Source organism: Streptococcus sp. SM5 (assembly GCF_027497975.1).
Map to the genome: position 1 here is coordinate 202909 of NZ_JAJNSC010000001.1, position 25449 is coordinate 228357.

Sequence of the window (25449 nt, forward strand, 5' to 3'; positions counted from 1 at the left end):
CTATCAACTCTACATATAGTTTGATGAGTGAGTTTCTAACTCCTCATATAATTGGGCACGTTTTTCACTTGCATCAATATTTAAGACAAAAGCAATGGCTACAGACAAGACTAGGAGACTGTTCCCTCCTTGTGATAAGAAGGGGAAGGTTACTCCTGTCGAAGGAATAATGCCAGAAATTCCACCGATATTGACAAATACCTGTACCAGCATCATCCCCCCAACCCCAATCGCCATCATGGAATTAAAGGGATTCTTAGCACGAATACCGACTAGGATAATCCGCAAAATCAGGAAAAAGACAAGGGCTAAAATCAAGCTGGCTCCCACAAATCCAAACTCTTCAATGACAATTGAAAATACAAAGTCTGTATGAGCCTCTGGTAAATAACCACGTTTTTCGATTGAATTTCCTAATCCTAGACCAAACCAACCACCATTTACCATGGCAAAGTAGGAATTTGCAAGTTGGTGGCCTGCTCCTGCCAAATCGGCAAAGGGATTAAAGTAGGCACTGAAACGCTTAGCAACGTAACCAAATACTGGAACTTTTGAAAACTTATCAACCCCGATCATAGAAATAGCTGATAAGGATAGGGCTGAAACTCCAAATAATACACCGATAAAGGCTATAAACCAACGATGAGCAATTCCACTAACTGTATACATAATCAAGGCGACCAGAGCTAGGATGGTAGCATTCCCCAGATCTGGGAAAATAGCTAAACTTCCTATCATTACTAGTAGGACGAAGCGCCAATCATTAAAAGCACGAGGAATCCATTGATTTTGAGTTAAAACTTGAAAATCGTAAATCCCAATTTCATCCTGTTGTTTTGAGAAACGTTGGGCCAAGTACCAGACGATGATAATCTTCAAATACTCAGCTGGCTGAATGGTCAAAGGTCCTACTGAAATCCAACCATAGGCTCCATTGACTGGCGTACCAATTAAGCGAGCCAGAGCCAAAAGAATCAGCTCAACAAACATAACAATAAATAGCAGTCGTTCTTTTCTTAAAAAATTCAGTTTCAGCTTATATATCAAGGCAATCAATATTAAACTAAGTATCCAAAACATTCCCTGACTTCGAACCAATTGGAGGGCACTTTTACCTTCTTCGATAAGAATGGCACTGGTTGTAGAATAAACTACAATCAAGCCCAAAATAGATAAAAGTAAGTAAGGAACTAGAATAGAATAGTTTAACAGGTGCCTCTTACTAATCTTCATAGTATCACCAATCTAATGAGAACAAAAGAAATTATTCCCAAATTCCGTTTATTTTCTAGTTTTGATTGCTATTATACCATTTTTTCCGAAAGAAAAAAACTCTTACCCTTTAAGATAGAAGATTTTCTCATAAGAAAAAGAGCACTTGGCTCTTTTCTGTTTTATTCTTTTGAAGAACTGCTTGAGCTTGAATCGCCACCACCGATATATTGGGTAAAGATATTTTGGAAGGCTTGGTCTTTAACCTTGATATTGGCTGCTTGCAATTCTTTTCCGACAATACTTTGAACAAATGATGCATCATTTTGTTTTTGAGCCAAGATAACAGTTTTCAATTTTTCTTTGTAGTCATCGATATTAGATGACTTTTCTGTTTTCTTAATGAGTTTTACAATGTAATATTGACTGCTGTATGCTTGAGTACCAGTAGCTGTAATGACATCAGAAATGCCGTTAACATCCAAGGCAAAAGCTGCTTTCTTAACTTGATCTGGTACTTCTGTTGAAGCTGAATCAAAAGTGATTTCACCACCATTCGCTTTGGTTTTCTCATCAGTTGAGTTATCTTTAGCTAATTGAGCAAAGTCTGCATCACTAGCCTTAGCTTTTTCAAGAATTTCTTTAGCCTTATCTTCATTATCAAAACGAATAATTTGAGCAGTTACGTCCGGAGTATAGTTCTCAAATGCTTTCTTATAGGCTTCATCAGTTAATTCAGCTTCTGCAGCCTTTTTAACTGCAAATTCAACTAATTTACTTGTACGAATTTGTGCTTTACGTGTTTCAAGAGTCATACCTGATTGTGATAAGACACGTTGGTAATTCTCACCATATTGTTTTTCTTCTCCAGAAATGATTTCATCGATTTCTTTGTCATCTACCTCTGAGCCATATTGCTTCTCAAATACTTTTTGGATGGTCATGTTCAACAAGACTTGTTGGGCTGAAGGATTGATTTTCACTTGCTCATAAAATTGATGTTCTGTGATGACATCCCCTTTCATGCTGATAAGGTCTGCCCCTTCTGAACCTTTCGAACAAGCTGCTAAAGTTGCTACTGATAATAGTGTAATGGCACCTGCCAATAGTTTTTTCTTCATGTCTACTCCTTTGAGATAAGTGTTACCCTATCTATTTTACTATATTTTCTTAAATTTTTCTGAAAATTATTCGCTGTCAAGTAATTGAACATCTGCTACATTTTTACGAAGCATGAGAATGCCGTCCCCTAAAGGTACTAATGTTGCAGTGAGTCCTGGATTGTCTAAAGTTGCATCAAATAATTTTTGAAGGCCTCGATAAATAGTTCGCTGGCCACGACGAACCTCCATAATGTCCTTGGCAACATCACCACCTTGAAAAATATCATCCAAGACAACCACACCACCGACTTCCAAATGTTTGAGGATTTCTGGCAGAAAGACGATGTATTTAGACTTGGCTGAATCCATAAAGACGAAATCATAGGACTCTGTCAAGGTAGATAAGACATCTACCGCATCTCCTTCTAGGAGCGTAATTTGCTTGCGACTGTCAAACTGGGTGAAATTTTCCTTGGCAAATCCAATCATTTCTGGATTGCGGTCAATGGTTGTAATCTTAGCATTTGGCGCATGTTCAGCCATCAAGAGGGCTGAAAAACCGATAGCCGTCCCAATTTCCAGAATATTTTTAGGTCGCATGGTTTCCATGAGAAAACGGAAATAAGCAACCGTTTCATGAGGAATAATGGGAATATTTTCCTTGCGAGCAAAGTCTTCCAATTCTTTCAAAGATCCTGTGACTTGCTTTTGGCGCTGACGCATCAAGTCCACAATTTCTTCTTTGACAACAGGACGACGCATGTTATGGTTGGCATTTTTACTATACGATTCAACCATCTTATGCCAATCTCAATTTTTCAACAAGGGCTTCAAACTCATTCAAACGACGTTCAAAGACTGTAAAGGCATCGTTGAGATAGTCTTCCTTCTCCATATCAACACCAGCTTTTCTCATGACATTAAGTGGATAGTCAGATTTACCTGCCTTGAGATAGTCGATATAGCGGTCACGGTCTTCTTGACTACCATGGACAATCTTTTCAGCCAAGGCTGAGGCTGCTGCAAAGCCAGTTGAATATTGGTATACATAGTAGTTATAGTAGAAGTGTGGAATTCGAGCCCACTCGTATTGGATTTCAGGATTGTCTTCCTTACTCAAACCATAATACTCTTGGTTCAAGTCTGCGTAGAGTTTATTTAAGAAATCGCTTGTCAAGACTTCACCATTTTGATCCGCTTGGTGAATCGCGTGTTCAAACTCAGCAAATTGAGTTTGGCGGAAAACTGTTCCACGGAAACCGTCTAGGAAGTTATTGAGAATAGCAAAGCGCGTTGCGTCGTCTTCCACTTCTTCCAATAATTTCTCCGTCAAGATATTTTCATTGGTAGTTGAAGCGATCTCAGCCAAGAAGATAGAGTAATCTCCGTAAACATAAGGCTGAGTTTCACGAGTATAGCTTGAATGCATACTGTGACCAGTCTCATGGACAAGAGTAAAGAGATTGTCTAGATTGTCCTGCCAGTTGAGAAGCATAAAGGCATTTGTATCGTAAGAACCACCAGAGTAAGCCCCTGAACGCTTGCCTTGGTTTTCGTAAACATCAATCCAACGCTCACTGAAGGCACGTTTAACACGGCTCAAGTAATCCTCTCCCAATACTGCCAAAGCTTCTTCTGCTTTTTTCAAGGCTTCTTCATAAGTAAAACTGTATTCAACAGATGAAAGTGGTGTGTAGACATCGTACATCTTGAGGTCTGAAATCCCCAAAATCTTTGAACGAAGTTCAAGGTAACGATGCAAGAGTGGCAAATGCTTGCGAACTGCTGCTACCAAATTGTCATAAACACTTTCTGGAACAAAATTGGCTGCTAGGGCTGCATGACGAGCGCTCTTGTAGTTGCGAACTTTGGCACGATAGTTTTGCACCTTAACATTGGTTTGCAAGGTTTTGGCATAGGTATGTTGGAATTGTTCATAAGTCGCATAAAGGGCTTGATAAGCACCACGACGAACCTCACGATTTTTAGACTCCATCAAACGTGTGTAAGTCCCATGAGATAGCTGAACTTCCTTACCATCATCGTCGAGGACATAAGGGAACACAATATCCGCATTGTCCAAGATAGCGAAGGTTTCACTTGCCGAACCAAAGATTTCCCCAGCTCCAGCTAATAATTCTTCTTCACGTTGTGAAAGAACGTGTTCCTTGCCTTGCAAAAGCTTGTCAAAATAGTGTTGATAAACCTGTAATTTTGGTTGAGCTTCTAAAAAGTCAGCATACTGCTTTTCACTGATTTCCATAAATTCAGGTTCATAGAATGAAAAGGCTTGGTCTAGCTGGCTATAGAGAGTCATTGCTTTGGCGTAATACTCTTGATACTTAGCTTCACGTGTGTCCTGGTCATTTTTCATATGAGCATAAACGTAAAGCTTCTCCATTTGACGTTCCATTTCAAGAGAAAATTCAGTAATTTCGAGTAGGCTATCCGCACTATCCAGGAGATGGCCTTCATACTGGGCTACTGTCTCCAATTGTTCTGTTAAATCTTTTAAAGCTTCTTCCCAAGCCTGGTCAGTTGGGTAAATCGTTGATAGATCCCATGTATCTTTTTCATTTATTTCATGTCTTTGTAATACCATTAGATTCCTCCATCCTTTCTATTTTACCATATTTTTTAAGAAATATTGCTGATAAAAGGCTGGTGGATAGAGCTTTTGCCAATCATTTTGAGGATTTTCTTGATAATAGGTTTGAAAATACTGATAATAGCTGCTTAAGTCCTTCTCAATTTGGCAAAACTCACCTACTAATGGTCGAATTTGTGGATACCATTCTTTTAGCCCGTAAGTCAGGAGATTTTCTCCCTTTTTATAGGCTTCTGCTTGTTCTTTCATCCAAAAAGGATTTTGATAATACAGTTGTTGCCGGATATAGCGACAGATGTCCTTGTCTTGGGAAACGGTAAAATGCGATATTTTTTGTTTCTTATAGGGAAGACGTAATATCTCCAGTAGACTACCGTGACCATAGGGAAATTCCTTAATCTGATAATGAAGTTTACCTCGGAGATCTTGGTGAATCAGGTATTTGAGTCTTAAAACTTGCTTTTCACTGTCTAATTCCCAAACATAAAAACCCATGTTTTGACTGAAATAGAGAAAACCTTGTTGTAGACGAGTCAAACGCTCCTTGAGCCACAGTTTTTTTCCCAGCAACCACAGTACTTGGTAACCCTGACTACGATAGCCCTCGCTACGCTCTTTAAGAACTTTTTGAGGCAAGGGACTACATTGAACCTCTAAAGCTAGATTGCCATTTACAAATACATCCGCAATCTGTTTAAGCTCTGGAAGCAGGTATTCTAATTGCACCTCGGCCTCTTTTTTCAACCAGTGATAAAGGACTTCCTTATTTTCCAGATGTTCTGGACTTTCATTTTCAGAGGAAAAATCACAGTCTTTTAAGGTTTTGTGGGCAAAATGGATCCGGACACTTGGTCCTTGACGCAAACGGAGCTGACCTCCACAAGCTGGGCAGGTGTATGCTTGCTTCTCAAGCTTATCCTCTAACACATTTACCAGCTGCCCCCTAGCATTTCTAGCAACAAACATGATTTCCCTCCTTTTCTATATTATTCGTAAAAAAGAAAAAAGACCAGGAAATTTCCTAATCTTCATTCATGTTTATTTGATTTTCTTAGCTAGCATGGTCGCAAAGCGTAGTTGAATGCGATTGCCATTCTCATCGCGACGGTGCAAATGGCCTGGATTTTCATTGTACTTAACCAATTCCCAGCCCTTGTAATAGTCTGCCAATTCCCCTTCTTTAAAGGTAAATGGGAAGTTCACAGAGCAAGGGTAATCTTCCGTATCCATAGCACAAACGATAAGATTATAACCACCGACCGTGGTATGCTCCTGCATATTTTTGATAATTTCAGGAATGCGGTCTGCTTGCAAAAACATCAAAACAACTGTCGATACGATGAAATCATACGCTTGCCCAATACTGGCTGAATTGATATCGTAAAGACCAACAGGCATATCTAGGTCTTCCTGCTCAACAATGCTTTGCAAGATTTCAAGGGCCAATTCATTTTGATCTACAGCTGTCACATCAAAACCTTGCTGGGCTAGAAAGAGTGCATTACGACCTTGACCACAGCCCAAATCCAAGGCTTTCCCTGGTTTTACTGTCTGCATGGCCTCTAGAACCTCTGAATGAATAGGATTGGTATTGTATTTCTTAGGAAAATAATCCTCAGGTTTACAATAAAATTCCAAATACCATTCCACATCGTCTGTAGCAGCCTCTACTCGATGCCAAGCTTGAGGTTGTGCCATGGGATTGTCGGCTCCTGCTTCAAAGAGGTGCTCAGCTAAAACCTCACCATCTTCTGTCAATTCAATAAACTTGAGAACTCCTTTTAAAACAGTAATCTTGCCCCAAGTCCCAACCTTGGTATTGTGTTTCTGCTGAACAGCCTCTGGCATAGTTTCTTTAGTCCACAAAGGCATACGTTTATAGGCAACTAGTTTTTCCATCTTCATTCCTCTTTTTATCGCTGATTAACAGCTTTCATAACACGCGCAATATCGCGATTCTGCTCACGACGTTTGATTGACTCCCGTTTATCATAGTCATGCTTCCCTTTAGCTAAACCTAAAAGGAGCTTGGCATAACCATCTTTGATATAGACTTTAAGAGGAACCAGGGTCATTCCTGTTCCTTTGGTCTCTTGTTCCAACTTTTGGATTTGCTTTTTATGAAGTAAGAGTTTTCGACGACGTTCTGGTTCTTGGTTCCAGATATTGCCCTCTTCGTAAGGAGCGATATGAACATTGCTCAACCAGACTTCTCCATTTTTTACTTGGGCAAAGCCATCCTTGAGATTGATTCGAGCTGCTCGTACACTCTTGATTTCAGTTCCAGTCAGGACCATCCCTGCCTCTAGCGTATCTACGATAGTATAGTCGTGGCGCGCCTTTTTATTTTGTGCGACGACCTTTCCCTCGCCCTTTGCCATGCTTGGCTCCTTTCTTAGCTACTTCCTTGTAAAAAGGTTTCTTGCCCTTTTTCTTCTTGTCTTTTTGTGAATGCTTTCGCTTATCATTTGAGCGTCCTGATTTTCTCTTATCTTCCTTCTTATCTGAACGACGATTTGAACCACGCCCTCTGTCTTTGCGACCAGCTTGTTTCAAGCCTTTCTCAATCACATCAAACTCACTTGGAATGTAAGAGAAATCAATCTCGCCCGTCATCTTGTCGGCTCTTTCAACTCGGATACGGATTTGCTGACCTACACGGAAGGTTGTTCCTGATTTCTCCCCACGAAGAGTCAAATCCCGCTCATTGAAATGATAAAATTCAGGTAGATTAGTGATGTGAATCAAGCCTTCAACTGTATTCGGCAATTCTACAAAGAGACCAAATTTAACGATGCTGGATACAACCGCATCATACTCTTCACCCACGTATTCTTCCATATACTCAGCCTTTTTCATGGCTTCGACCTCACGTTCTGCCTCGATGGCACGACGCTCACGGTTGGAAGACTGGGTTGCAATCTCTGGAATCACTTGTTCAAAATGCTCTGCTATTTCCTTAGAACGGCCGTAATCCCGAATCATACGGTGAACAAGAAGGTCTGGATAACGACGAATCGGACTAGTAAAGTGAGTGTAATAGTCAGCCGCTAATCCATAATGGCCGTGATTGTGCTCCGAATAGCGGGCCTGTTGCATGGAACGGAGAAGCATCATGGACAATACATCTGCATAAGGTTCTCCCTCAACAGTACGCATGATGTCTTGAAGTGCCTCCTGGCTAATCTCACTAGCAGTCCCATAAATGCGCAATCCAAAACTTGAAGCATAATCAATAAACTTCTGAACTTTTTCAGCCTTAGGCTCCTCATGGATACGATAGATGAAAGGCAAATCCAGCTTGCTGAAATGCTCGGCAACTGTTTCGTTGGCTATCAACATGAAGGACTCAATCATGCGCTCGGCAACACCACGTTGACGAAGAACAATATCAACAGGCTTACCCTGTTTATCCACTAAAATCTTAGCTTCATTGGTATCGAAATTGAGGGCTCCACGTTTCACACGCATGTTTTCTAAAATTTCATGGAGCTTGGCCATGAGTTCGATACTTGGAACAATTTTCTGATACTCTTGTCTCTTCTCCTCGTCACCTGCTAGGATATCATTAACATCGTTATAGGTCATACGGAAGCTTGTCTTGATTACCGTTTGTGTAATGGTGTAATTGACCACACGACCATGTTTATCAATCTCCATAATGGCAGACTGGGTCAGGCGATCAACTTGAGGATTGAGAGAGCAGATACCATTTGACAGTCGTTCTGGAAGCATTGGGACCACACGGTCTGTCACATAGACAGAAGTTGCGCGATTAAGGGCTTCCTTATCAAGGGCAGACCCCTCGGTCACATAATAGGAAACATCTGCGATGTGAACACCGAGCTCCAAATTCCCATTTTTTAAAGCCTTGATATGCACCGCATCGTCCAAGTCTTTGGCGTCAGCACCGTCAATGGTAAAGGTAATCTCATCTCTTAGATCCAGACGGCCTTCCATATCCTTTTGAGACGGAACATCAGGCACACTTTCTGCTTCCTTGACAACAGCTTCTGGAAATTCTGAGACAATGTCCATAGACTCCAAAACCTCAAGAACATCAATTCCGACATCCGTTGAATGCCCCACCACATCGAGGACACTAGCGACAAAGAAATCATGTTTCTTGCTTGGGTATTTATCGATAAAGACCTTGAGAACTTCTGTTCCCTCCAGTTTAAGGGCTGGTTTTTTTACATAAATCGGTTGGCTGATTTTCTGATTTTTTGAACGGATGTAGCCAGCATACTTAGGTTTTTCCTGATCTAGAACGATTTGGCCAACAACGGTTGTCAAACTGTGCTCTAGAATATCAATAATTTTGGCTTCCGCTGCTGTTCCCTTGTTGCGATCAGCGACTTTCTTGATGACGACCTCAACGGTATCGCCATCAATAGCATAATTGACATCATTTTTTCCTACAAAAAGGTCGTCCTCTTCCCCTTCCAGACTGACAAAACCAAAGCCATTTTTATGGGCATGAAAAATCCCCTTGAGGGTAATCTCATGTTTTTTCTTGGCTTCCAAAGCCAGACTGCCATCTTCCTCAAAGCGTATCTGGTGCTTTCTTTCCATTAGGGACAAGGTTTTAATCAACTCACGAAAATCCTTGGAACCGTCTTTTCCCAAAGCCTGAGCCAAGTCATTGACCGTTACCTTTCCCTTATCTTTCAAATATTCTTTTATTCTATCTTTCATATTTTCTTTCTAGATTTTTTAATTTTCTTTTACTGTAAAACCTTCTCAAACATCCTTTAAAAATAAAAAGAGGCAAAGACCTAGTCCTGCCCATTATTTTCTTATCTACTTGATAATACCGTCAATGCTAAGGCAATGGCTAGCCAGAAAAAGACTAAAATCCCTGTCAAACGCTGCATTACAGCTTCAAAACCGCGTGCTTTACTGCGTTCAAACAAATCACCTGAGCTGGCATCAAATACATTGCTGGATTGGTTTTTGGTTGGTTGCATGAAAATCGCAATCACAATCACAACAGATAATACTAATAAAATGGTTAATAATAGGTTATACATATCAAACTCCTTAAAATCCTTATTATTTTACCATAAAATCTACTTAGATTCAAGATGTAGGGTTACTTTTCTTTCCTTGGGACAATACTTTAAAACCTCGATCTTGTCTGGATGGGTTTTTGAATTTTTACTGGTTAGGTAATTGATACTGCCACAAGAGGAGCATTTGAGATTAATTTTTACTCGCACTAGATTTCCTTTACTTTTAATAATGTTCGAAATTGAAGCAGGTTAAAGAGACAACTAAAGGCAACACAAAGGCTTGTCGCATAAAAGACTGCATGGTAGCCAAATTGACCTGCTACTGCAGAACCTGCCATGGGACCAACGACACCTCCCAGATAAAAGAATACCTGATTGAAGGCAAAGACCCTCGAAATGCCGGCTTTGGGAGTCATTTTGCTGAGTAGGGCATTAATCCCAGGAATCAGCGCACCGGTTCCCAAGCCAAAGAGGAAACGATAGAGTCCTAGTTGAAGGGGACTAGATGCATTGGCACAGAGGAGATAGATGATAACTGAATAAAACTGTGCTACAACCAAAAGACGATGATTGCCCACCTTGTCACCTAGCTTGCCCATAACACCTGCACTCATCATGCTAGAAAAGCCCATACTGGATACAATCAAACCAGAGACAAAAAGAAGATTCTCTGTCTGGCCTAAGTCGCGTACATACAGAGCTAAGATAGGGCCGATTGATTGGGCTGAAAATTGGATGACAAAACTAGTCAGAAATAGGTTGACCAAGAGATAGGGAAATTTAACTGATGTAAATAATTCCTTTGTTGGAATAGCCTTTCCCTTGGCTACTGGTTGAAAATCTTCCTTGATAAAGCAAATAGTCAAAATAGCAGCTAAGAACAGAAAACTACCAACCAATAAGAAAACCGTACGAATGCCAAATAATTCTGCGATAAAGCCGCCAATAAAAGGACCAGTTAGAGTACCTGCAACTACACCTGTAGACAAAGTACCTAAGGCAGAGCCTGATTTCTCCTTGGGAACCTGACTGGCTATCAGGGCTGTTGCATTAGGAACAAAACCCGCAAATACACCATTCAGTAAACGAAGAAAGATTAACCAATAGATATTTGGGACAAAGGCCAAGCCTCCCATAGTGATAGTCATGGCAAGACCTGCCCGAATCATCATGGGTTTTCGGCCGTATTTGTCAGCAAGAATACCCCAGATAGGAGAAAAGAGCGCCGCAGAAATAGCTGATACAGAAATTGCTAAGCCTGCATAAAAAGCAGCTTGCTCACTCCCTACACCTAGATTTTCCACAAAGATAGGCATAAAAGGCACAACCAAAGAAATACTGGCTCCTGTCAGAAAATTACCAAACCAGGCAATGCGCAGATTATCCTTCCAGTTAATCTCTGTCATCTTGCTTACCTCCCTCAAGCAGGGAGAACACCTGAGTAAGAAGCTGGTCTTGATTCCCATTATTATCAAGAATTTGGCTGGCCAAATCTTTCTTTTTCTCTAAAGGCCACTGGGCTGCCAGACGAGATTCAGCCTCAACTTTGGACAACTGGTCTCTTTTTATTAAACGTTCTACTTGGACATCTCGGTCCACATAGACCAACCAAGTCTCATCAAACCAAGCGCTGTAGTCCTGCTCAAAAAGCAAAGGAATATCCATGAAGAAAATCTCTTCTGTCTGAGCCAACTGGTCTCTTAATGTAGCTAGTTCCTCACGGATAATCTCTCCTTGGATTTGCTTAGACCATTCTCGTTCATCAGGATTTGAAAAGATGAGACTAGCTAGGAGAGGGCGATTGAGTTCTCCATTTTCTAAGATAATTTTTTGACCAAAGTGCTGGACTAGGGCTTCAAACAGACGACCACCAGGTTTCTGTAGTTGGTGGACGACTGCGTCAGCATCCACTACTTGAAAGCCTTGCTTTCTTAGAAAATTTGTCACAGTTGACTTACCAGAGGCAATTCCCCCAGTGATTCCGATGATTCTTCCCATCAATTCCTCCTTTGGCACTGAGGACAAAAATGGGTGCCTCGTCCGCCTAGTTGGATTTTTTCAATGATGGTATCACAACGTGAACATTCTTGACCAGCCTTGTCATAGACCTGATGAAAGTCCTGCATGGTTCCATCTTCCCCAAAGGCATTGGTATAGGTCCGAATGGTTGAGCCACCTTTTTCAACAGCCTGTCCCAATACAGCAATGGTTTGGTCATGAATGGCAGTCGCTTCTTCTGCTATCAAAGTCTGGGAAGGTCTAGCCGGATGAACCTGAGCTCGCCAGAGAACCTCATCCACATAGATATTGCCAAGACCAGCTACCAAAGTCTGGTCTAAAAGATGGGATTTGATGGGCTTTTTAGACTTAGCTAGGGTAGCTTGAAAGACCTGCAAATCAAAGTCTTGTTCGCTTGGTTCAGGCCCTAATTTTTTAGAAATAAAGTAGGCGTCTAAAAGGTCAGGAGCCAAGAGTTCCATAGTACCAAACTTGCGTACATCCTCATAAACAAGCGTGCCACCATCTTCAAACTGAAAGAAAACATGGGCATGCTTGCGTTCAGGAACCTGGTCTGGATAGTAAAAATACTTGCCTTCCATGCGCAAATGGGAAATCAAGACCTTGTCTGTCAGGTAGAAAAGTAAATATTTACCCCGACGTCCCATTGACTCAACAATTTGACCAGGCACTTCCTTTCGAAACTCGTCCAAATCCGTCTTAATCATCTTGGGATAGCGAATTTCTATACTCGAAATCTTCTTTCCCAAAATCAATTTTTCCAAGCCACGTCGAACGGTTTCAACCTCAGGTAATTCAGGCATAAGTCCTCCTTCTGTAAAAACAAGAAGCAGGCATGAGCCCACCTCTACTTAGTATTCTTTTTCATTATAGCCAAAGTCAGCCAAATCTAGCTTTTTATCGCGCCAGTTTTTCTTGACCTTGACCCATGTTTCTAGGAAGACCTTGTCTCCTAGCATGAGTTCGATATCACGACGGGCCATGCTACCAATTTTTTTAAGCATAGCACCACCTTTACCGATAATAATCCCTTTTTGACTATCACGCTCGACCATGATTGTTGCACGGATGTGCACCTTGTCTGTCTCTTCATCTCGTTTCATAGAATCCACTACTACTGCAACAGAATGCGGAATTTCTTCACGAGTTAGGTGCAAAACTTTCTCGCGAACCATTTCTGAAACCAAGAAACGTTCTGGATGGTCTGTAATTTGATCAGACGGGAAATACTGGAAACCTTCATCCAGATTTTCACTCAAAATATCTACTAGACGAGAGACATTATTTCCTTGAAGAGCTGAGATTGGTACAATTTCCTTAAAGTCCATTTGATTACGAAAATCATCAATCTGAGACAAAAGCTGGTCTGGATGAACCTTATCAATCTTGTTCACCACCAAAATCACAGGAACCTTGGCAGCCTTGAGACGCTCGATAATCATGTCGTCTCCCTTACCACGTGCTTCATCAGCAGGCACCATGAAAAGAACTGTGTCTACTTCACGAAGGGTACTGTAGGCAGACTCAACCATGAAATCTCCGAGAGCTGTTTTAGGTTTGTGAATCCCTGGTGTGTCGATAAAGACAATTTGCTCCTTATCAGTCGTGTAAATTCCCATGATTTTGTTGCGCGTTGTCTGCGCCTTGTCACTCATGATGGCAATCTTTTGCCCCATAACGTGATTTAAAAAGGTTGACTTCCCAACATTGGGACGTCCTAAAATGGCTACAAAGCCTGATTTAAAAGTCATAATTTCCTCTTACTATTTAAAATAATAAATCCCAGATTCGTGGGAGAAAAATCAATGCGCCTGTTAAAGCTGCGAAAAGAGAGACCACTAATACCGCGCCAGCCGCCATGTCCTTGGCATTTTTAGCCAGCATGGAAAAGTGATAGTGACTGGCCAAATCCACCACATTTTCGATAGCAGAATTGATAATTTCAAAGGCTACTACCAAGAAAATGCTCAGTAGGAGAAAGAGCCATTCGATTCGTGACACCTGAAAAACAAAACCTGCAAGAATGACTACAAGAGCCGTCACCGCATGTTTTCGCATATTGCGTTCTTCCTTGATGGCAGTAAAAATTCCTGTGAGAGCAAATTCTAAACTGGATATCAGGTCACGATTTTTCCATTTTCGTTTATTGTCTTGTGAGTCCATAGGCTGTCAAAATTTCTTCTTGTAAACCGAACATCTCCGCTTCTTCTTCCGGAGTGTAGTGATCATAGCCGTTGATATGTAAAAAGCCGTGTACTGCCAAGAAGCCCATCTCACGCTCAAAGCTGTGACCGTATTCCTCGGCCTGCTCATGAGCCTTATCGATAGAGATGAACAGTTCCCCAATATAGGCATCAAACTCAGACATCATCTCTGCCAATTCTGGATTTTCAAGTAAATCCTCATCGTCAAAGGCAATTTCCAACTCTGGTTTATATTCAAGGCTGATGACATCTGTCGGACGGTCGGTGTCACGGTACTCCAGATTGAGTTCATGACTACGCTCATTGGTCACAAAGGTAACTGCCATCTCCTTGTCTTCTTTTCCTAATTTTTGGGCTGCAAATTCCAAAATCTCTTGGGTTTGTTGCAACATTTCTTTTGAAACTTGACCAGTTTCATCTACCATTTCAATATACATGTGCTTCTCGTTTCTCTTTACTTGGCTTTATTATACCACATTTCCATGATTTTATTCTACCTTTTTGATATAATACTATGGAATACAATCACAAGGAGAGAACGATGTCATTTGACGGATTTTTTTTACACCACATGGTTGAGGAATTGCAAAGAGAATTAGTGAATGGTCGCATTCAGAAAATCAATCAACCTTTTGAACAAGAGTTGGTCTTGCAAATCCGTAGCAATCGCCAAAGTCATCGCCTGCTCCTTTCTGCCCATCCAGTTTTTGGACGCATTCAGCTGACCCAAACAACTTTTGAAAACCCAGCCCAGCCTTCTACCTTTATCATGGTTTTAAGAAAATATTTGCAGGGTGCCCTGATTGAATCGATTGAGCAAGTGGAAAATGACCGTATTGTGGAAATGACAGTTTCCAATAAAAACGAAATTGGAGACCATATCCAGGCTACCTTGATTATCGAGATTATGGGTAAACACAGTAATATTCTACTGGTCGATAAAAGTAGCCACAAAATCCTCGAAGTCATTAAACACGTTGGTTTTTCACAAAATAGCTACCGCACCTTACTTCCAGGATCGACCTATATCGCTCCGCCAAGTACGGAATCTCTCAATCCTTTTACAATCAAGGACGAGAAACTCTTTGAAATCCTGCAAACACAGGAAACGACAGCTAAGAACCTTCAAAACCTCTTTCAAGGTCTGGGACGTGATACGGCAAATGAATTGGAAAGCATACTGGTTAGTGATAAACTATCTACTTTCCGTAACTTTTTCAATCAAGAAACCAAACCATGCTTGACTGAGACTTCCTTCAGTCCAGTTCCTTTTGCAAATCAAGTGGGAGAGCCTTTTGCAAATCTTTCTGATTTGTTGGACACCTACTATAAGGACAAGGCTGAGCGCGACCGCGTTAAACAGCAAGCCAGTGAACTCATTCGTCGTGTTGAAAATGAACTTCAGAAAAACCGCCACAAACTCAAAAAACAGGAAAAAGAGTTACTGGCGACAGACAATGCTGAAGAATTTCGTCAAAAAGGAGAATTGCTAACAACTTTCCTCCACCAAGTGCCTAACGACCAAGACCAGGTAATCCTAGACAACTACTATACTAATCAACCTATCACAATTGCGCTGGATAAAGCTCTAACACCCAACCAGAATGCCCAACGCTATTTTAAACGGTACCAGAAACTAAAAGAAGCTGTCAAATACTTGACTGATTTGATTGAGGAAACCAAGGCAACCATTCTCTATCTGGAAAGTGTGGAGACCGTCCTCAACCAAGCTGGACTAGAAGAAATCGCTGAAATCCGTGAAGAATTGATTCAAACTGGTTTTATCCGCAGAAGACAACGGGAAAAAATCCAGAAACGCAAAAAACCAGAACAATATCTAGCAAGCGATGGCAAAACCATCATCTATGTAGGACGTAATAACCTGCAAAACGAGGAGCTAACCTTTAAAATGGCCCGCAAGGAGGAACTTTGGTTCCATGCCAAGGACATTCCCGGAAGCCACGTTGTCATCTCAGGCAACCTAGATCCATCTGATGAAGTCAAGACAGACGCGGCAGAGTTGGCTGCCTACTTCTCGCAAGGTCGCCTATCAAATCTGGTGCAGGTAGATATGATTGAAGTCAAGAAACTCAACAAACCAACTGGTGGCAAACCCGGCTTTGTCACTTACACAGGACAAAAGACCCTCCGCGTCACACCAGACCCAGAAAAAATCGCATCCATGAAAAAATCCTGATTTTACTTGAAATCAGGATTTTCTTTTACATTTTACTCTGCAATCAAGGTTTCCAAACCAACCTTCATCATATCAGTGAAGGTATTTTGGCGTTCTTCTGCAGTCGTGTCTTCATCTGGATTGACCAAGCTATCAGAGATAGTCATAATAGCTAAAGCATCAACATGGTGTTGAGCAGCAAGATAGTAAAGAGCTGCTGCTTCCATTTCCACAGCCTTGACGCCCCATTTACCAAGTTCGATGTTCTTTTCAAAGTAGTTTGAATAAAAGACATCAGAAGACAAAACGTTCCCAACGTGGGTGGTCATACCAAGTTCTTTGGCGATATGGTAGGCCTTGTCCAGCAAATCAAAGCTAGCGATTTGTGGGAAATCGTACTGTGGCCAGTCATTGCGGATGATGTTAGAGTTGGTTGCAGCTGCCTGCGCCAAAACCAATTCACGAACGTGGACATCTTCATTCAATGAACCTGCAGTTCCCACACGGATCAATTTTTTCACACCGTAGTCCACAATCAACTCACGCGCATAAATCGAAATCGATGGCATTCCCATCCCAGTTCCCATGACTGATACACGGTGGCCCTTGTAAGTACCAGTGTAACCAAACATATTACGCACTTCGTTAAAACAAACAGCATCTTCAAGGAAATTTTCCGCAATAAACTTCGCACGAAGAGGATCCCCAGGAAGAAGAATTTTATCAGCAATTTCACCCTGCTGAGCAGCAATATGGATAGACATAATTTATGATACAAAGAGCGACAAGAAAACGACTGAAAATTAGGAATCTGACGAGAAATCCTGATTTCTCAGTCAGATTATCTATTTTCCAAGTTTTCCGCTCGTGTTCAAATTAGAACACCTCACTCTACCTTTCTTTTTTTATATTCAGGATAGCGACAGAGAATAAAGTAAAAATAGGAAACTGATGACGCATCGCAGATGCTAAACAGTTTATCTTTTTTACACAGTTCTCCGCCCGTATTCAGTTCAGCAAATACGGTTTACCCATCCTTTCTTTCTTAATTTTGATAATATTGAGAAGATTAGGGCGGCCTCTATTCAAATCCGAACTCCCCCTTCTCTTCTAAGTTTTTAGAAAAGTTTTCCGCTCGTGTTCAAATCAGAACACAAGCTCTACCTTTCTCTTTTTTATTTTTATATTTCATAGCTAGGAAAAATAGTATTCAATCAGGATTCCAATAGGGCTACTACATTTTTATTTAAAACAGTTATTGATAAACTGACAATAGTTTTTAACCTTTTAAGATAAATCCTTGATTAGAGGAAACAGGCATTTCCTACCTAATTACTTTATTCCTTGACTTCTGACTCAGTATGCTAGCCCAAGGAAAGCGGTCTAACATTTTTGCAAATTCATAGGCTAAAACAGCTGTTACTAAGAGATACGGAAGAGAAACTATACCTAGCCCAGTGAAACCTATTACTAATCCAGTTGCAGAAAAGGGCGCCCTCAAGGTCACAGACAAAAAGCAAACCGATCCCAAAAGCAAAATGCTTGGCTGGCTATCCCCACCTAGAATCATGCCCAAGAGAGCAGCTCCAGCCATCCCCAAGGCAAAAGATGGCGTAAGAGTACCACCATAGGCCCCTGCCCAAAGGATAATAAGAACGACCACTGCTTTTAGGAAAAACATGAGAAGCACTGTTTGACCACTGCTACCATTTAAAATTTCCTGAGCCATCATACGTCCATTTCCAAATAGATGTGGAAAATAACTTGCCAATCCAGCAAGAAAAAGAAAAGCTGAGGGCAATGTGAGAAGTATTCGTTTATCTTTTATTCTGTTTGAAGACGCTGCCTTACTTAAGCGACCAAAAAGCCAAGCTAGTGGGGTTAAGAAAAGAAGTAATAAGGGAATAATCCACGTTTCCTTTAATGACCATGCAATGGCTGGAATCTGGTAGAGAGCCTGATCTGAAATAACCAAGCCTGCTATATAGGTTGAGACATAGGTTGTCAAACCGACTAAGACAAATCGTTTAATAGATAGAGCGATGCCTAGGGTTTCAAAAACAAAGAAGACACTTGTTAATGGAACCTGATAAACAGCCGCTAAACCAGCACCAGCACCACAAGCAAGGAGAAAGATACAATCCTTCATAGACAGTATACATATTTTTCCAATTGGTCCTGCAGATAGAGTTCCAATCTCTCGTGGTGCAGCTTCTTTGCCAATAGGGGCTCCCCCTCCAACTGCAATGATCTGCCAAATTGAATGAAATAGCTGTTTTAGAAAATGAAGCTTGTATTGTGAAGTCTCATCCTTCATCTGAGCTTTGATGGAAAAAATCTTCGACCCTTTTTGCAAGAAGTACCAGACTAAGGACGAGCTAAGACCCACGATTATTAAACTTAGTCCTATCCGTGAGGAGGAAACTCCATCTGTCAAAAATCCACTATGGTGCTCTGACTGACCAAAAGCTAGCTTCTCCATCATCTCTAAAAGATAATGGAGAAATATACCAGATAAACCCGAAACTATTCCTTGCAGAATTACTGCTATGAATAATCTAAAATTATAAGGAATTTTTCGAAAAATACTCCTCAATTCTATTAACATGATTACAATTCAGCAAGAATCGCTTTAAGCAAGCCTTTGAAGTCGCCTTTAACACGTTCAGTCTCTTCTACAACTTCTTCGTGGTTGAGTTCTTCTTGGAAACCTGCAGCATGGTTAGTGATACATGAAATTCCTAGAACTTTCATGCCAGAGTGGGCTGCAACAATAACTTCAGAAACAGTAGACATACCAACTGCATCTGCTCCCAATGTCTTATAGGCACGAATTTCTGCTGGGGTTTCATAAGTCGGACCTGTTACTCCAATATAGACACCTTCATCAAGCTTGATACCAAGTTTCTTAGCCACTTCATGGGCAGTAGCACGATATTCTGGAGTGTAGGCTTTAGACATATCTGGGAAACGTGGACCAAAATCATCCAAGTTTTCACCCATCAATGGGTTTTGCCCCGTCATATTGATATGGTCTGAGATAGCCATCAAGGTACCAGGCCCAAATCCAATACCTCCAGCTGCATTGGTTACAATGACACCTTCGCATCCAAGAACTTTCATCACACGTACTGGGAAAGTCACAACTTCCAGAGGATTTCCTTCGTAGAAATGGAAACGCCCTTGAAGAGCTAAGACCTTGCGACCTGCCAGTTCCCCATATACCAATTTACCAGCGTGACCGACTACTGTAGAGCGGCCCCAGTTTGGAATATCAGCATAGTCTACAACAACTGGATTTTCGATTTCTTCTGCCAGTTCTCCAAGTCCTGATCCAAGGATTAAACCAAACTCAGGTGCTTGGATTCCCTTGTCTTTCAGGAAGGCAGCTGTTTCATTGATTTTATCTAAAAATGTCATTGTGTGTCTCCTTTATTAATTTTTTAGCATTTGACCGATTTTGTCAAAAGTTTTAGCATTGCGAATGGTGATTTGGCGGTAGAAAGGCATCTTGAGTAAGTATTTGTGATAGGCAGTTGCATAGTAGGATTCTTCAGAAAATTTCCCCCAGAAAATACCAAGTTTTCCAAAATGAACGACTTCATCTTCTAGTTCCAAACTGTTCACTTTCTCGATGACTTGATCCACATCCAAGCCCTCTGTGTAAAAGAGGACATCTTTTCGAGCTAGGTCTTTGGTCCACCAATCTGGCAGATTCTTCAGCTCTTCTTCATAATCTTCATGACTCAGTATAGAAAAGCTCTGAATAAATGGATAATGGACTGCAAAGAAAGCCTCTAACTTTTCAACCAATTGGGCTTTGGCATCTGTCGAATTAAAGAAAATATTGCCACTGTTGATGTAGGTCTCAACATTTTCAAGCCCAAACTCTGTCAATTCTTGCCGAAGCACTGCCATGACGACCTTATTCTTGCCACCAACATTGATGCCTCTAACCAGTAAAGCATAACGCGTCATCTTATACCAATTTATCTAAGAAACTTTCCCCAATCATGGCAGTTTCAACACCAAAGTTATCGGCAATAGTCGCTGAGATATCTGCAAAATGTCCTACTGGAATAACACCATTGCCTTTAAAGGCAGGGCTGTAAGCCAAAAGTGGAATAAATTCACGAGTGTGGTCTGTTCCTGCATAGGTTGGGTCATTTCCATGGTCAGCAGTAATCAAAAGAAGATCATTCTCTCTCATGGCTGCGATAATTTCAGGTAAGCGTTCATCAAACTCATGCAAGCAATCACGGTAGCCATGAGCATTACGACGGTGGCCGTATAGGGCATCAAAGTCCACCAAGTTTGTGAATGAGAATCCTTTTTCAAACTCAGCAAGGCCCATAGTCTTCAACAGTGTATCAATTCCGTGGCTATTTGACTTGTTATGGCCCATGTCGTGGTTGATACCAGCACCGTTAAAGATATCGTTGATTTTACCAACAGCGTAAGTATCGATACCAGCCTCATTCAATTTATCCAAAACAGTCGGTGCAAATGGAGATACTGCCAAGTCACGACGGTTTGCTGTACGAGTGAAGTTACCTGGCTCACCAACATATGGACGGGCAATGATGCGACCAAGAAGGGCAGGACGCTCAAGGGTAATCGAACGAGCGTACTCACAGATACGGTACAATTCATCCAGAGGAATGATGTCTTCGTGGGCAGCAATTTGCAAAACAGGGTCAGCTGAAGTATAGATAATCAACTCCCCAGTTTCCATTTGACGTGGTCCAAAATCATCGATAACAGCTGTTCCTGAGTAAGGTTTATTAGCTTCACGAATAACCTTACGTCCTGAAAATTCTTCAATTTTTGTCAAGATTTCTTCTGGGAATCCGTTCCAGAAAGTATCGAAAGGCTCGGTAATATTGAGTCCCATGATTTCCCAGTGACCAGTCATAGTATCCTTACCAAGGGATACTTCTTCCAATTTTGTTGCATAACCCGTTGGATTGCTTTCAGCTGGAACAGTCTTCAGAGGAGTTTCACGAGGAATATTTCCTAGACCGATTTTAGCCATGTTTGGCACATTCAAACCAACTGTTTTTGAAATGTGTCCTAGTGTGTCAGAAGCTCCATCTGGAACCCCTGCATTGACAAAGTTATTGGCATCTGGTGCAGCACCGATTCCTACAGAATCCAGTACCACCAAGTGAATACGATTAAATTTTGACATAGTGTATCTCCTTATTATGTTGATTAGTTTGCTTTTGTTGAAGTTAAAATCTGAACCCCGTCTCGTCCAGCAACGATTACCTTATCCACCATTTGGTTGAATAAGCCGTGCTCAACGACACCAACGACATGGTCCAATTCTTGCCCAAAGGCGATTGGATCTTCAATGACATCCAAGGCAAGGTCAATGATAAAGTTCTGCATATCCGTCACAAAACGTTGGCCATCTTTTTCACGGAAACTTGGTTTGTAGCTAGCTCGCTCAAAACGACGGAAGACCTGTTCTGCACCATACTGGACTACTTCCACTGGCAATTTAAAGGCACCCAATTTCTCAACTAGTTTGCTTTCATCTACCACCCAAATGTATTCTTTTGAGGGCGTTGCGACCACCTTCTCCATCAGAAGGGCACCACCACCACCTTTAATTCCGTTAAACTGGCTATCTACTTCATCCGCTCCGTCAACCGTCACATCAACCAAATCTACTTGGTCAATAGACTTGAGTGGGATATTAAGACCTTCAGCCTGTTTACTAGTCACACTAGAAGTCGTTACAGCTGTAATTTGCAGTCCTTCTTCCTTGATACGACGACCGATTTCTTCGACAAAATAATAGGCAGTAGAACCCGTTCCCAGTCCAACAACCATCCCATCCTTGACAAACTCAGCAGCCTTGATACCAGCCATTTTCTTCAGATTTTCCACTCAAACACCTCCATTAAAGAGCTACTTTTATTATAACATGTATCCCTTTTTATTTCATGGATACACTGGAAAAACCCGAACATTTTTATTTCGGGTTTTGATGTCCTATTTAACCATGTCAGGATCGTAGTCATAAAATCCTGTATCAAGGAAACGGTTTTTAGGGTGTAACTTGCGTACTTCCTCATCCAGCAAGAAGGCTTGGTCATGGCTAAAGTTGCCCTCTTGGATCAAGCTTCGCGCTTGGATAAAGAGTTTGGCAATCTCAACAAAGTTTTGACCAGGTGTATAGAGACCTTCTAATTTCCAGTGAGTAAAGCCATGCTCTACCAATTCTGTCAATTTGGTCATCAAATCAAGGTCGTTATTGGCAAAGATATGGGTCCCATGATTGTCTTCAAAAATGGAGTAGTGGCTCTCTGGGTCGCTTGGTTCAGCCAAGAAGAGGTCACGTTTACGCGTCTTTTCATCATCGATATGCGTAAAGTTATAGTAGTTTTGCAAGAGCGGACGTTTAGAATGATGAATAACACTTGCACCGTAAACCAAAACTTCAGCAGGAATTTCCAAAATCTCTGGCATTTTGAAAAGTTCAGCTGATGGAATTTCACGTGCCAAAACAGCCTCAGATGCGCCAGCCTTTTGTCCCCAGAAGTTAATCTGACGACTGCTTGTTACCATGGTTGAAGCATCGTAGATGGTCTTAAAGGAATAGGCATCGCGGTTGACCACGTAAAAAACGCCTGCGTCTCCAATAGTAATGTAGTCTGTCTTGATTTCTTCCAAAAAGTCTAAGAAAGGCTTGATACGGTCCATCATATCTTGGTGCATGAGGGCATTGACTGCAACGATCAATTCCTTACCAGCATCATGAACCAGCTTAGCGATTTCACGCAATTGGTCATAACTAAAGGTTGTTGGCAGACGAAGACCAAAATCTTTCTCACCGACATAGATACGGTCAACGCCAGCTTCGAGCAGTTGTTTAACTTGTTCAATACTTTCAGCAGTTGCTGTAATAATAATCTTTTCCATAAGAAAAATTATACCACATTTCTGGAAAATCAGCTATGAATACTGGGAGTTTTACAAAAAGTAAGTCTTATTTTTAAATTTTGAAATTAAAAAATGAACAGTAACCAACACCGTTCACTCTCTTTTTATGCATGTGTTTCTTCAACTAGGTGACCATCATTCATGATATAAATACGGTCAACCTTATCAAGAAGTCGTGTATCATGTGTAATCATAACAACTCCTCTACCTTGTTCATGTGCAATACCAGCCAACATCTCCGTTACTTGGTAGGCACGCTGGGTATCCAGACTAGCTGTTGGCTCATCAGCAAGCACAATGCTTGGATTGTTATAGAGGGCTCTAGCAATCGCAGCTCGTTGACGTTCTCCACCTGACAATGCCTTGGGATACTGATCTTGTACTTTTTCCAAATCCAACAAGTTAAAAAGTTCTTTCCGGTCACTTTTACTATGTTTTCTCTTATCTAGTCTGTCAATCAAATCCAGCTGTTCCTTGACCGTTAGAAAAGGAATTAAGTTTGAAGCCTGGAGAATGAAGCCAAACTCTCTAAAACGGAGGTCTGTTTTCTCCTTCTCCGTCAAATTGCCTGTTTCCTTCCCCTTTACTAGAATCTTTCCACTAGATGCTTCCTGAAGTTGACCTAAAGTTGTTAGAAAGGTCGTCTTTCCAGAACCTGATGGCCCAACGATCGCCACGAACTCTCCCGCATTTAGCTGAAAATTAGTCTCATGCAGGGCAACGACTTTCATCTTTCCTTCCCCATAGGTTTTTGTCACTTGCTTCATTTCTATCAATGCTGTCATACTATTCTCCTTATCACTCTGCAATCGCAGTAATCGGGTCCACCTTTAGCAAGCGTGGAAGTGAAATGACACCACCTAGAAGGGCCATCAAGGAAATTACCAAGCTTAGGACAGAATAGGCTAACCAACTTGGGTAGAAAAAGAAGGTAGCTGGCAAGACTAAAATCACTCCTCCAACAGCCAGCAAGGCTAAAGCAATCCCCATACTAGCTAGGAAGAAGATTTGACAGAAAAGAGACCATACAATGGTTTTGATCTGTATTCCCTGAGCCCGCATTATTCCATAAAGTCCTAGTTTTTGTATGGTAATGATATAAACAAATATACCCACAATCAAGCCTGTGATGACAATCATAGCAAGAATCATCCCTGAAAATACATTAACTTGAGGTGTGTAACCAGGAATTTTCGAAATCATTTTTGGGATGGAAATCTGTTTCAATCCATCGCCAGCCAATTCTATATCATTTTTCAATACCAAGGCAGAGATCGATTTATTAGATTTTAAAGTTCCTTGTAAGGTCCAATAAGTTGTCAAACTCGAAAAGACAACAGGCTCAGTAAAAAATTTATTTCCTTGAGTCAGCCCTACAATCTTGTAACTTACTTCGCTTCCATTGAGTTGAATGGCATCACCTAGCTTGATTCCATAATTCTCAAAGGACTGATCCACAACCACCTCATCGTCCCCTTCAGGATAACGCCCCTCCTTCAAACTAGGTGAAATAAAAGAGTCCCACTCCTGAGCAAAGATGGAAACATTGACCTTTTCACTATCACCGACTAGATTGGTCACAGCGAACATATAACCCAGTGGAGCTGCCTCTTTAGAACTCTTATCCTTATAATCCTTTTCAGGAATAAAAGATGCCGTCAAATTATCATTTGCGTAGTCAGATAAAACCACACCCGTCGCTTGCCAATTATCAATAGCGGCTCGGTTGTTTCGCACAAGACCAAGAGCTAAGCTGGTCATAAAAAAGACCATGAAAGCGATAAGAAAAATGGTAGTTAAAATCAAACTATATCGAAGTTTGTTTTGTAATATTTCTTTGATAGCAAGATACATGCTTATCTCCTTTAACTTTTCAAGAGGTATCGATTAGACACCCTACTACTATAAAAATAGGAGACAGAAAATCTGTCTCTGTATTCAAAACAAATCTCACTAATCAAATTAAATAAAATCAAGAAAATAAGGAAACACATTTTCGTAAAAAAGAATCATTTGGTAGCTCTATTTCCTTGATAATATAAGCAATTATGAATATTAATAAGTATTTGGTGTCCATCCATCCTATCATTTTCACATTATGGTGTCAAGAAAAGTGATTTTGAAAAGGGACTTTATTCTTTTTGTAACCTTTCTGTAA

Annotated in this window: 25 protein-coding genes and 1 pseudogene; 1 reads left to right on the forward strand and 25 read right to left on the reverse strand. The window is 41.1% G+C overall.

The features are described 5' to 3' along the window. Positions 1-9 precede the first annotated feature (9 nt). The 16 genes from PAN07_RS00925 to ybeY form a co-directional block, all read right to left on the reverse strand. Entirely contained in the window at positions 10-1233 is a 1224-nt protein-coding gene (locus tag PAN07_RS00925; protein ID WP_269796716.1) for an FtsW/RodA/SpoVE family cell cycle protein, read from the reverse strand. A 161-nt stretch (positions 1234-1394) separates the two neighbouring features. Then, positions 1395-2333, reverse strand: a complete 939-nt coding sequence (gene prsA, locus PAN07_RS00930; RefSeq protein WP_125447136.1) for a peptidylprolyl isomerase PrsA — start codon at positions 2331-2333, stop codon at positions 1395-1397. A 66-nt stretch (positions 2334-2399) separates the two neighbouring features. Next, complete coding sequence (locus PAN07_RS00935) at positions 2400-3113, reverse strand: O-methyltransferase (protein WP_080975942.1); 714 nt, start codon at positions 3111-3113, stop codon at positions 2400-2402. A gap of 1 nt (position 3114) precedes the next feature. Continuing rightward, positions 3115-4917 (reverse strand): oligoendopeptidase F, encoded by a 1803-nt coding sequence (gene pepF, locus PAN07_RS00940; RefSeq protein ID WP_269796717.1) that lies wholly within the window; start codon positions 4915-4917, stop codon positions 3115-3117. An 18-nt stretch (positions 4918-4935) separates the two neighbouring features. After that, on the reverse strand, positions 4936-5889 hold the full coding sequence (locus tag PAN07_RS00945) for a competence protein CoiA family protein (protein WP_269796718.1): 954 nt from the start codon (positions 5887-5889) through the stop codon (positions 4936-4938). A gap of 72 nt (positions 5890-5961) precedes the next feature. Then, on the reverse strand, positions 5962-6822 hold the full coding sequence (gene tehB / locus PAN07_RS00950; RefSeq protein ID WP_224218198.1) for an SAM-dependent methyltransferase TehB: 861 nt from the start codon (positions 6820-6822) through the stop codon (positions 5962-5964). Between the two features lie 14 nt (positions 6823-6836). Further along, complete coding sequence (smpB, locus tag PAN07_RS00955; protein ID WP_001051750.1) at positions 6837-7304, reverse strand: SsrA-binding protein SmpB; 468 nt, start codon at positions 7302-7304, stop codon at positions 6837-6839. After that, positions 7267-9621: a ribonuclease R gene (gene rnr / locus PAN07_RS00960; protein WP_269796719.1), complete on the reverse strand. Its 2355-nt coding sequence runs from the start codon at positions 9619-9621 to the stop codon at positions 7267-7269. The genes smpB and rnr overlap by 38 nt, the downstream gene beginning before the upstream one ends. Positions 9622-9722: 101 nt before the next feature. After that, the gene (gene secG, locus PAN07_RS00965; RefSeq protein WP_000282517.1) at positions 9723-9956 is read right to left on the reverse strand and encodes a preprotein translocase subunit SecG; all 234 of its coding nucleotides are present in this window, start codon (positions 9954-9956) and stop codon (positions 9723-9725) included. Between the two features lie 39 nt (positions 9957-9995). After that, positions 9996-10145 carry a 50S ribosomal protein L33 gene (rpmG, locus tag PAN07_RS00970; RefSeq protein ID WP_001809104.1) on the reverse strand — a complete coding sequence of 50 codons (150 nt, stop codon included), beginning with the start codon at positions 10143-10145 and terminating at the stop codon, positions 9996-9998. After that, positions 10145-11344 carry a multidrug efflux MFS transporter gene (locus PAN07_RS00975; RefSeq protein WP_269796720.1) on the reverse strand — a complete coding sequence of 400 codons (1200 nt, stop codon included), beginning with the start codon at positions 11342-11344 and terminating at the stop codon, positions 10145-10147. The genes rpmG and PAN07_RS00975 overlap by 1 nt, the downstream gene beginning before the upstream one ends. Beyond that, positions 11331-11936, reverse strand: coding sequence for a dephospho-CoA kinase (gene coaE / locus PAN07_RS00980; protein WP_269796721.1), 606 nt, complete (start codon positions 11934-11936; stop codon positions 11331-11333). Before coaE ends, PAN07_RS00975 begins: the two co-directional genes overlap by 14 nt. Beyond that, entirely contained in the window at positions 11936-12760 is an 825-nt protein-coding gene (gene mutM / locus PAN07_RS00985; RefSeq protein ID WP_269796722.1) for a DNA-formamidopyrimidine glycosylase, read from the reverse strand. Before mutM ends, coaE begins: the two co-directional genes overlap by 1 nt. Positions 12761-12808: 48 nt before the next feature. Beyond that, positions 12809-13708: a GTPase Era gene (gene era / locus PAN07_RS00990; RefSeq protein ID WP_000143264.1), complete on the reverse strand. Its 900-nt coding sequence runs from the start codon at positions 13706-13708 to the stop codon at positions 12809-12811. A gap of 16 nt (positions 13709-13724) precedes the next feature. Continuing rightward, positions 13725-14120, reverse strand: coding sequence for a diacylglycerol kinase (locus tag PAN07_RS00995; RefSeq protein WP_000378166.1), 396 nt, complete (start codon positions 14118-14120; stop codon positions 13725-13727). Continuing rightward, positions 14101-14598, reverse strand: coding sequence for an rRNA maturation RNase YbeY (ybeY, locus tag PAN07_RS01000; RefSeq protein WP_141230831.1), 498 nt, complete (start codon positions 14596-14598; stop codon positions 14101-14103). Before ybeY ends, PAN07_RS00995 begins: the two co-directional genes overlap by 20 nt. A 104-nt stretch (positions 14599-14702) precedes the next feature. Here ybeY and pavA point away from each other — a divergent pair, with 104 nt between their 5' ends. Further along, positions 14703-16358: an Rqc2 family fibronectin-binding protein PavA gene (gene pavA, locus PAN07_RS01005; RefSeq protein ID WP_269796723.1), complete on the forward strand. Its 1656-nt coding sequence runs from the start codon at positions 14703-14705 to the stop codon at positions 16356-16358. Positions 16359-16390: 32 nt separating this feature from the next. Here pavA and deoD read toward each other — a convergent pair whose 3' ends face one another. From deoD to PAN07_RS01050, 9 genes and pseudogenes are all read right to left on the reverse strand, one after another. Continuing rightward, complete coding sequence (deoD, locus tag PAN07_RS01010; protein WP_000022091.1) at positions 16391-17101, reverse strand: purine-nucleoside phosphorylase; 711 nt, start codon at positions 17099-17101, stop codon at positions 16391-16393. Between the two features lie 560 nt (positions 17102-17661). Then, on the reverse strand, positions 17662-18945 hold the full coding sequence (locus tag PAN07_RS01015) for a chloride channel protein (RefSeq protein ID WP_084863284.1): 1284 nt from the start codon (positions 18943-18945) through the stop codon (positions 17662-17664). A 2-nt stretch (positions 18946-18947) separates the two neighbouring features. Next, positions 18948-19757, reverse strand: coding sequence for a purine-nucleoside phosphorylase (locus PAN07_RS01020; RefSeq protein WP_084863282.1), 810 nt, complete (start codon positions 19755-19757; stop codon positions 18948-18950). Next, positions 19754-20315: pseudogene (locus PAN07_RS01025) on the reverse strand (DUF1697 domain-containing protein). Before PAN07_RS01025 ends, PAN07_RS01020 begins: the two are co-directional and overlap by 4 nt. A gap of 1 nt (position 20316) precedes the next feature. Further along, entirely contained in the window at positions 20317-21528 is a 1212-nt protein-coding gene (locus tag PAN07_RS01030; protein ID WP_265465432.1) for a phosphopentomutase, read from the reverse strand. Between the two features lie 23 nt (positions 21529-21551). Next, positions 21552-22235, reverse strand: a complete 684-nt coding sequence (rpiA, locus tag PAN07_RS01035) for a ribose-5-phosphate isomerase RpiA (RefSeq protein ID WP_084863276.1) — start codon at positions 22233-22235, stop codon at positions 21552-21554. Positions 22236-22340: 105 nt separating this feature from the next. Beyond that, positions 22341-23270: a peptidase U32 family protein gene (locus PAN07_RS01040; RefSeq protein ID WP_084863274.1), complete on the reverse strand. Its 930-nt coding sequence runs from the start codon at positions 23268-23270 to the stop codon at positions 22341-22343. Positions 23271-23395: 125 nt separating this feature from the next. Continuing rightward, positions 23396-24076 carry an ABC transporter ATP-binding protein gene (locus PAN07_RS01045; RefSeq protein ID WP_084863272.1) on the reverse strand — a complete coding sequence of 227 codons (681 nt, stop codon included), beginning with the start codon at positions 24074-24076 and terminating at the stop codon, positions 23396-23398. A 13-nt stretch (positions 24077-24089) separates the two neighbouring features. Next, complete coding sequence (locus PAN07_RS01050) at positions 24090-25145, reverse strand: ABC transporter permease (RefSeq protein WP_269796724.1); 1056 nt, start codon at positions 25143-25145, stop codon at positions 24090-24092. Positions 25146-25449: the final 304 nt, after the last annotated feature.

What these genes read in the sequence shown, in the direction of transcription:
- PAN07_RS00925 (WP_269796716.1), bottom strand. Translation starts at nt 1,233, where the DNA reads ATGAAGATTAGTAAGAGGCACCTGTTAAACTATTCTATTCTAGTTCCT.
- prsA (WP_125447136.1), bottom strand. Translation starts at nt 2,333, where the DNA reads ATGAAGAAAAAACTATTGGCAGGTGCCATTACACTATTATCAGTAGCA.
- PAN07_RS00935 (WP_080975942.1), bottom strand. Translation starts at nt 3,113, where the DNA reads ATGGTTGAATCGTATAGTAAAAATGCCAACCATAACATGCGTCGTCCT.
- pepF (WP_269796717.1), bottom strand. Translation starts at nt 4,917, where the DNA reads ATGGTATTACAAAGACATGAAATAAATGAAAAAGATACATGGGATCTA.
- PAN07_RS00945 (WP_269796718.1), bottom strand. Translation starts at nt 5,889, where the DNA reads ATGTTTGTTGCTAGAAATGCTAGGGGGCAGCTGGTAAATGTGTTAGAG.
- tehB (WP_224218198.1), bottom strand. Translation starts at nt 6,822, where the DNA reads ATGGAAAAACTAGTTGCCTATAAACGTATGCCTTTGTGGACTAAAGAA.
- smpB (WP_001051750.1), bottom strand. Translation starts at nt 7,304, where the DNA reads ATGGCAAAGGGCGAGGGAAAGGTCGTCGCACAAAATAAAAAGGCGCGC.
- rnr (WP_269796719.1), bottom strand. Translation starts at nt 9,621, where the DNA reads ATGAAAGATAGAATAAAAGAATATTTGAAAGATAAGGGAAAGGTAACG.
- secG (WP_000282517.1), bottom strand. Translation starts at nt 9,956, where the DNA reads ATGTATAACCTATTATTAACCATTTTATTAGTATTATCTGTTGTGATT.
- PAN07_RS00975 (WP_269796720.1), bottom strand. Translation starts at nt 11,344, where the DNA reads ATGACAGAGATTAACTGGAAGGATAATCTGCGCATTGCCTGGTTTGGT.
- coaE (WP_269796721.1), bottom strand. Translation starts at nt 11,936, where the DNA reads ATGGGAAGAATCATCGGAATCACTGGGGGAATTGCCTCTGGTAAGTCA.
- mutM (WP_269796722.1), bottom strand. Translation starts at nt 12,760, where the DNA reads ATGCCTGAATTACCTGAGGTTGAAACCGTTCGACGTGGCTTGGAAAAA.
- era (WP_000143264.1), bottom strand. Translation starts at nt 13,708, where the DNA reads ATGACTTTTAAATCAGGCTTTGTAGCCATTTTAGGACGTCCCAATGTT.
- PAN07_RS00995 (WP_000378166.1), bottom strand. Translation starts at nt 14,120, where the DNA reads ATGGACTCACAAGACAATAAACGAAAATGGAAAAATCGTGACCTGATA.
- ybeY (WP_141230831.1), bottom strand. Translation starts at nt 14,598, where the DNA reads ATGTATATTGAAATGGTAGATGAAACTGGTCAAGTTTCAAAAGAAATG.
- pavA (WP_269796723.1), top strand. Translation starts at nt 14,703, where the DNA reads ATGTCATTTGACGGATTTTTTTTACACCACATGGTTGAGGAATTGCAA.
- deoD (WP_000022091.1), bottom strand. Translation starts at nt 17,101, where the DNA reads ATGTCTATCCATATTGCTGCTCAGCAGGGTGAAATTGCTGATAAAATT.
- PAN07_RS01015 (WP_084863284.1), bottom strand. Translation starts at nt 18,945, where the DNA reads ATGTTAATAGAATTGAGGAGTATTTTTCGAAAAATTCCTTATAATTTT.
- PAN07_RS01020 (WP_084863282.1), bottom strand. Translation starts at nt 19,757, where the DNA reads ATGACATTTTTAGATAAAATCAATGAAACAGCTGCCTTCCTGAAAGAC.
- PAN07_RS01030 (WP_265465432.1), bottom strand. Translation starts at nt 21,528, where the DNA reads ATGTCAAAATTTAATCGTATTCACTTGGTGGTACTGGATTCTGTAGGA.
- PAN07_RS01040 (WP_084863274.1), bottom strand. Translation starts at nt 23,270, where the DNA reads ATGGAAAAGATTATTATTACAGCAACTGCTGAAAGTATTGAACAAGTT.
- PAN07_RS01045 (WP_084863272.1), bottom strand. Translation starts at nt 24,076, where the DNA reads ATGACAGCATTGATAGAAATGAAGCAAGTGACAAAAACCTATGGGGAA.
- PAN07_RS01050 (WP_269796724.1), bottom strand. Translation starts at nt 25,145, where the DNA reads ATGTATCTTGCTATCAAAGAAATATTACAAAACAAACTTCGATATAGT.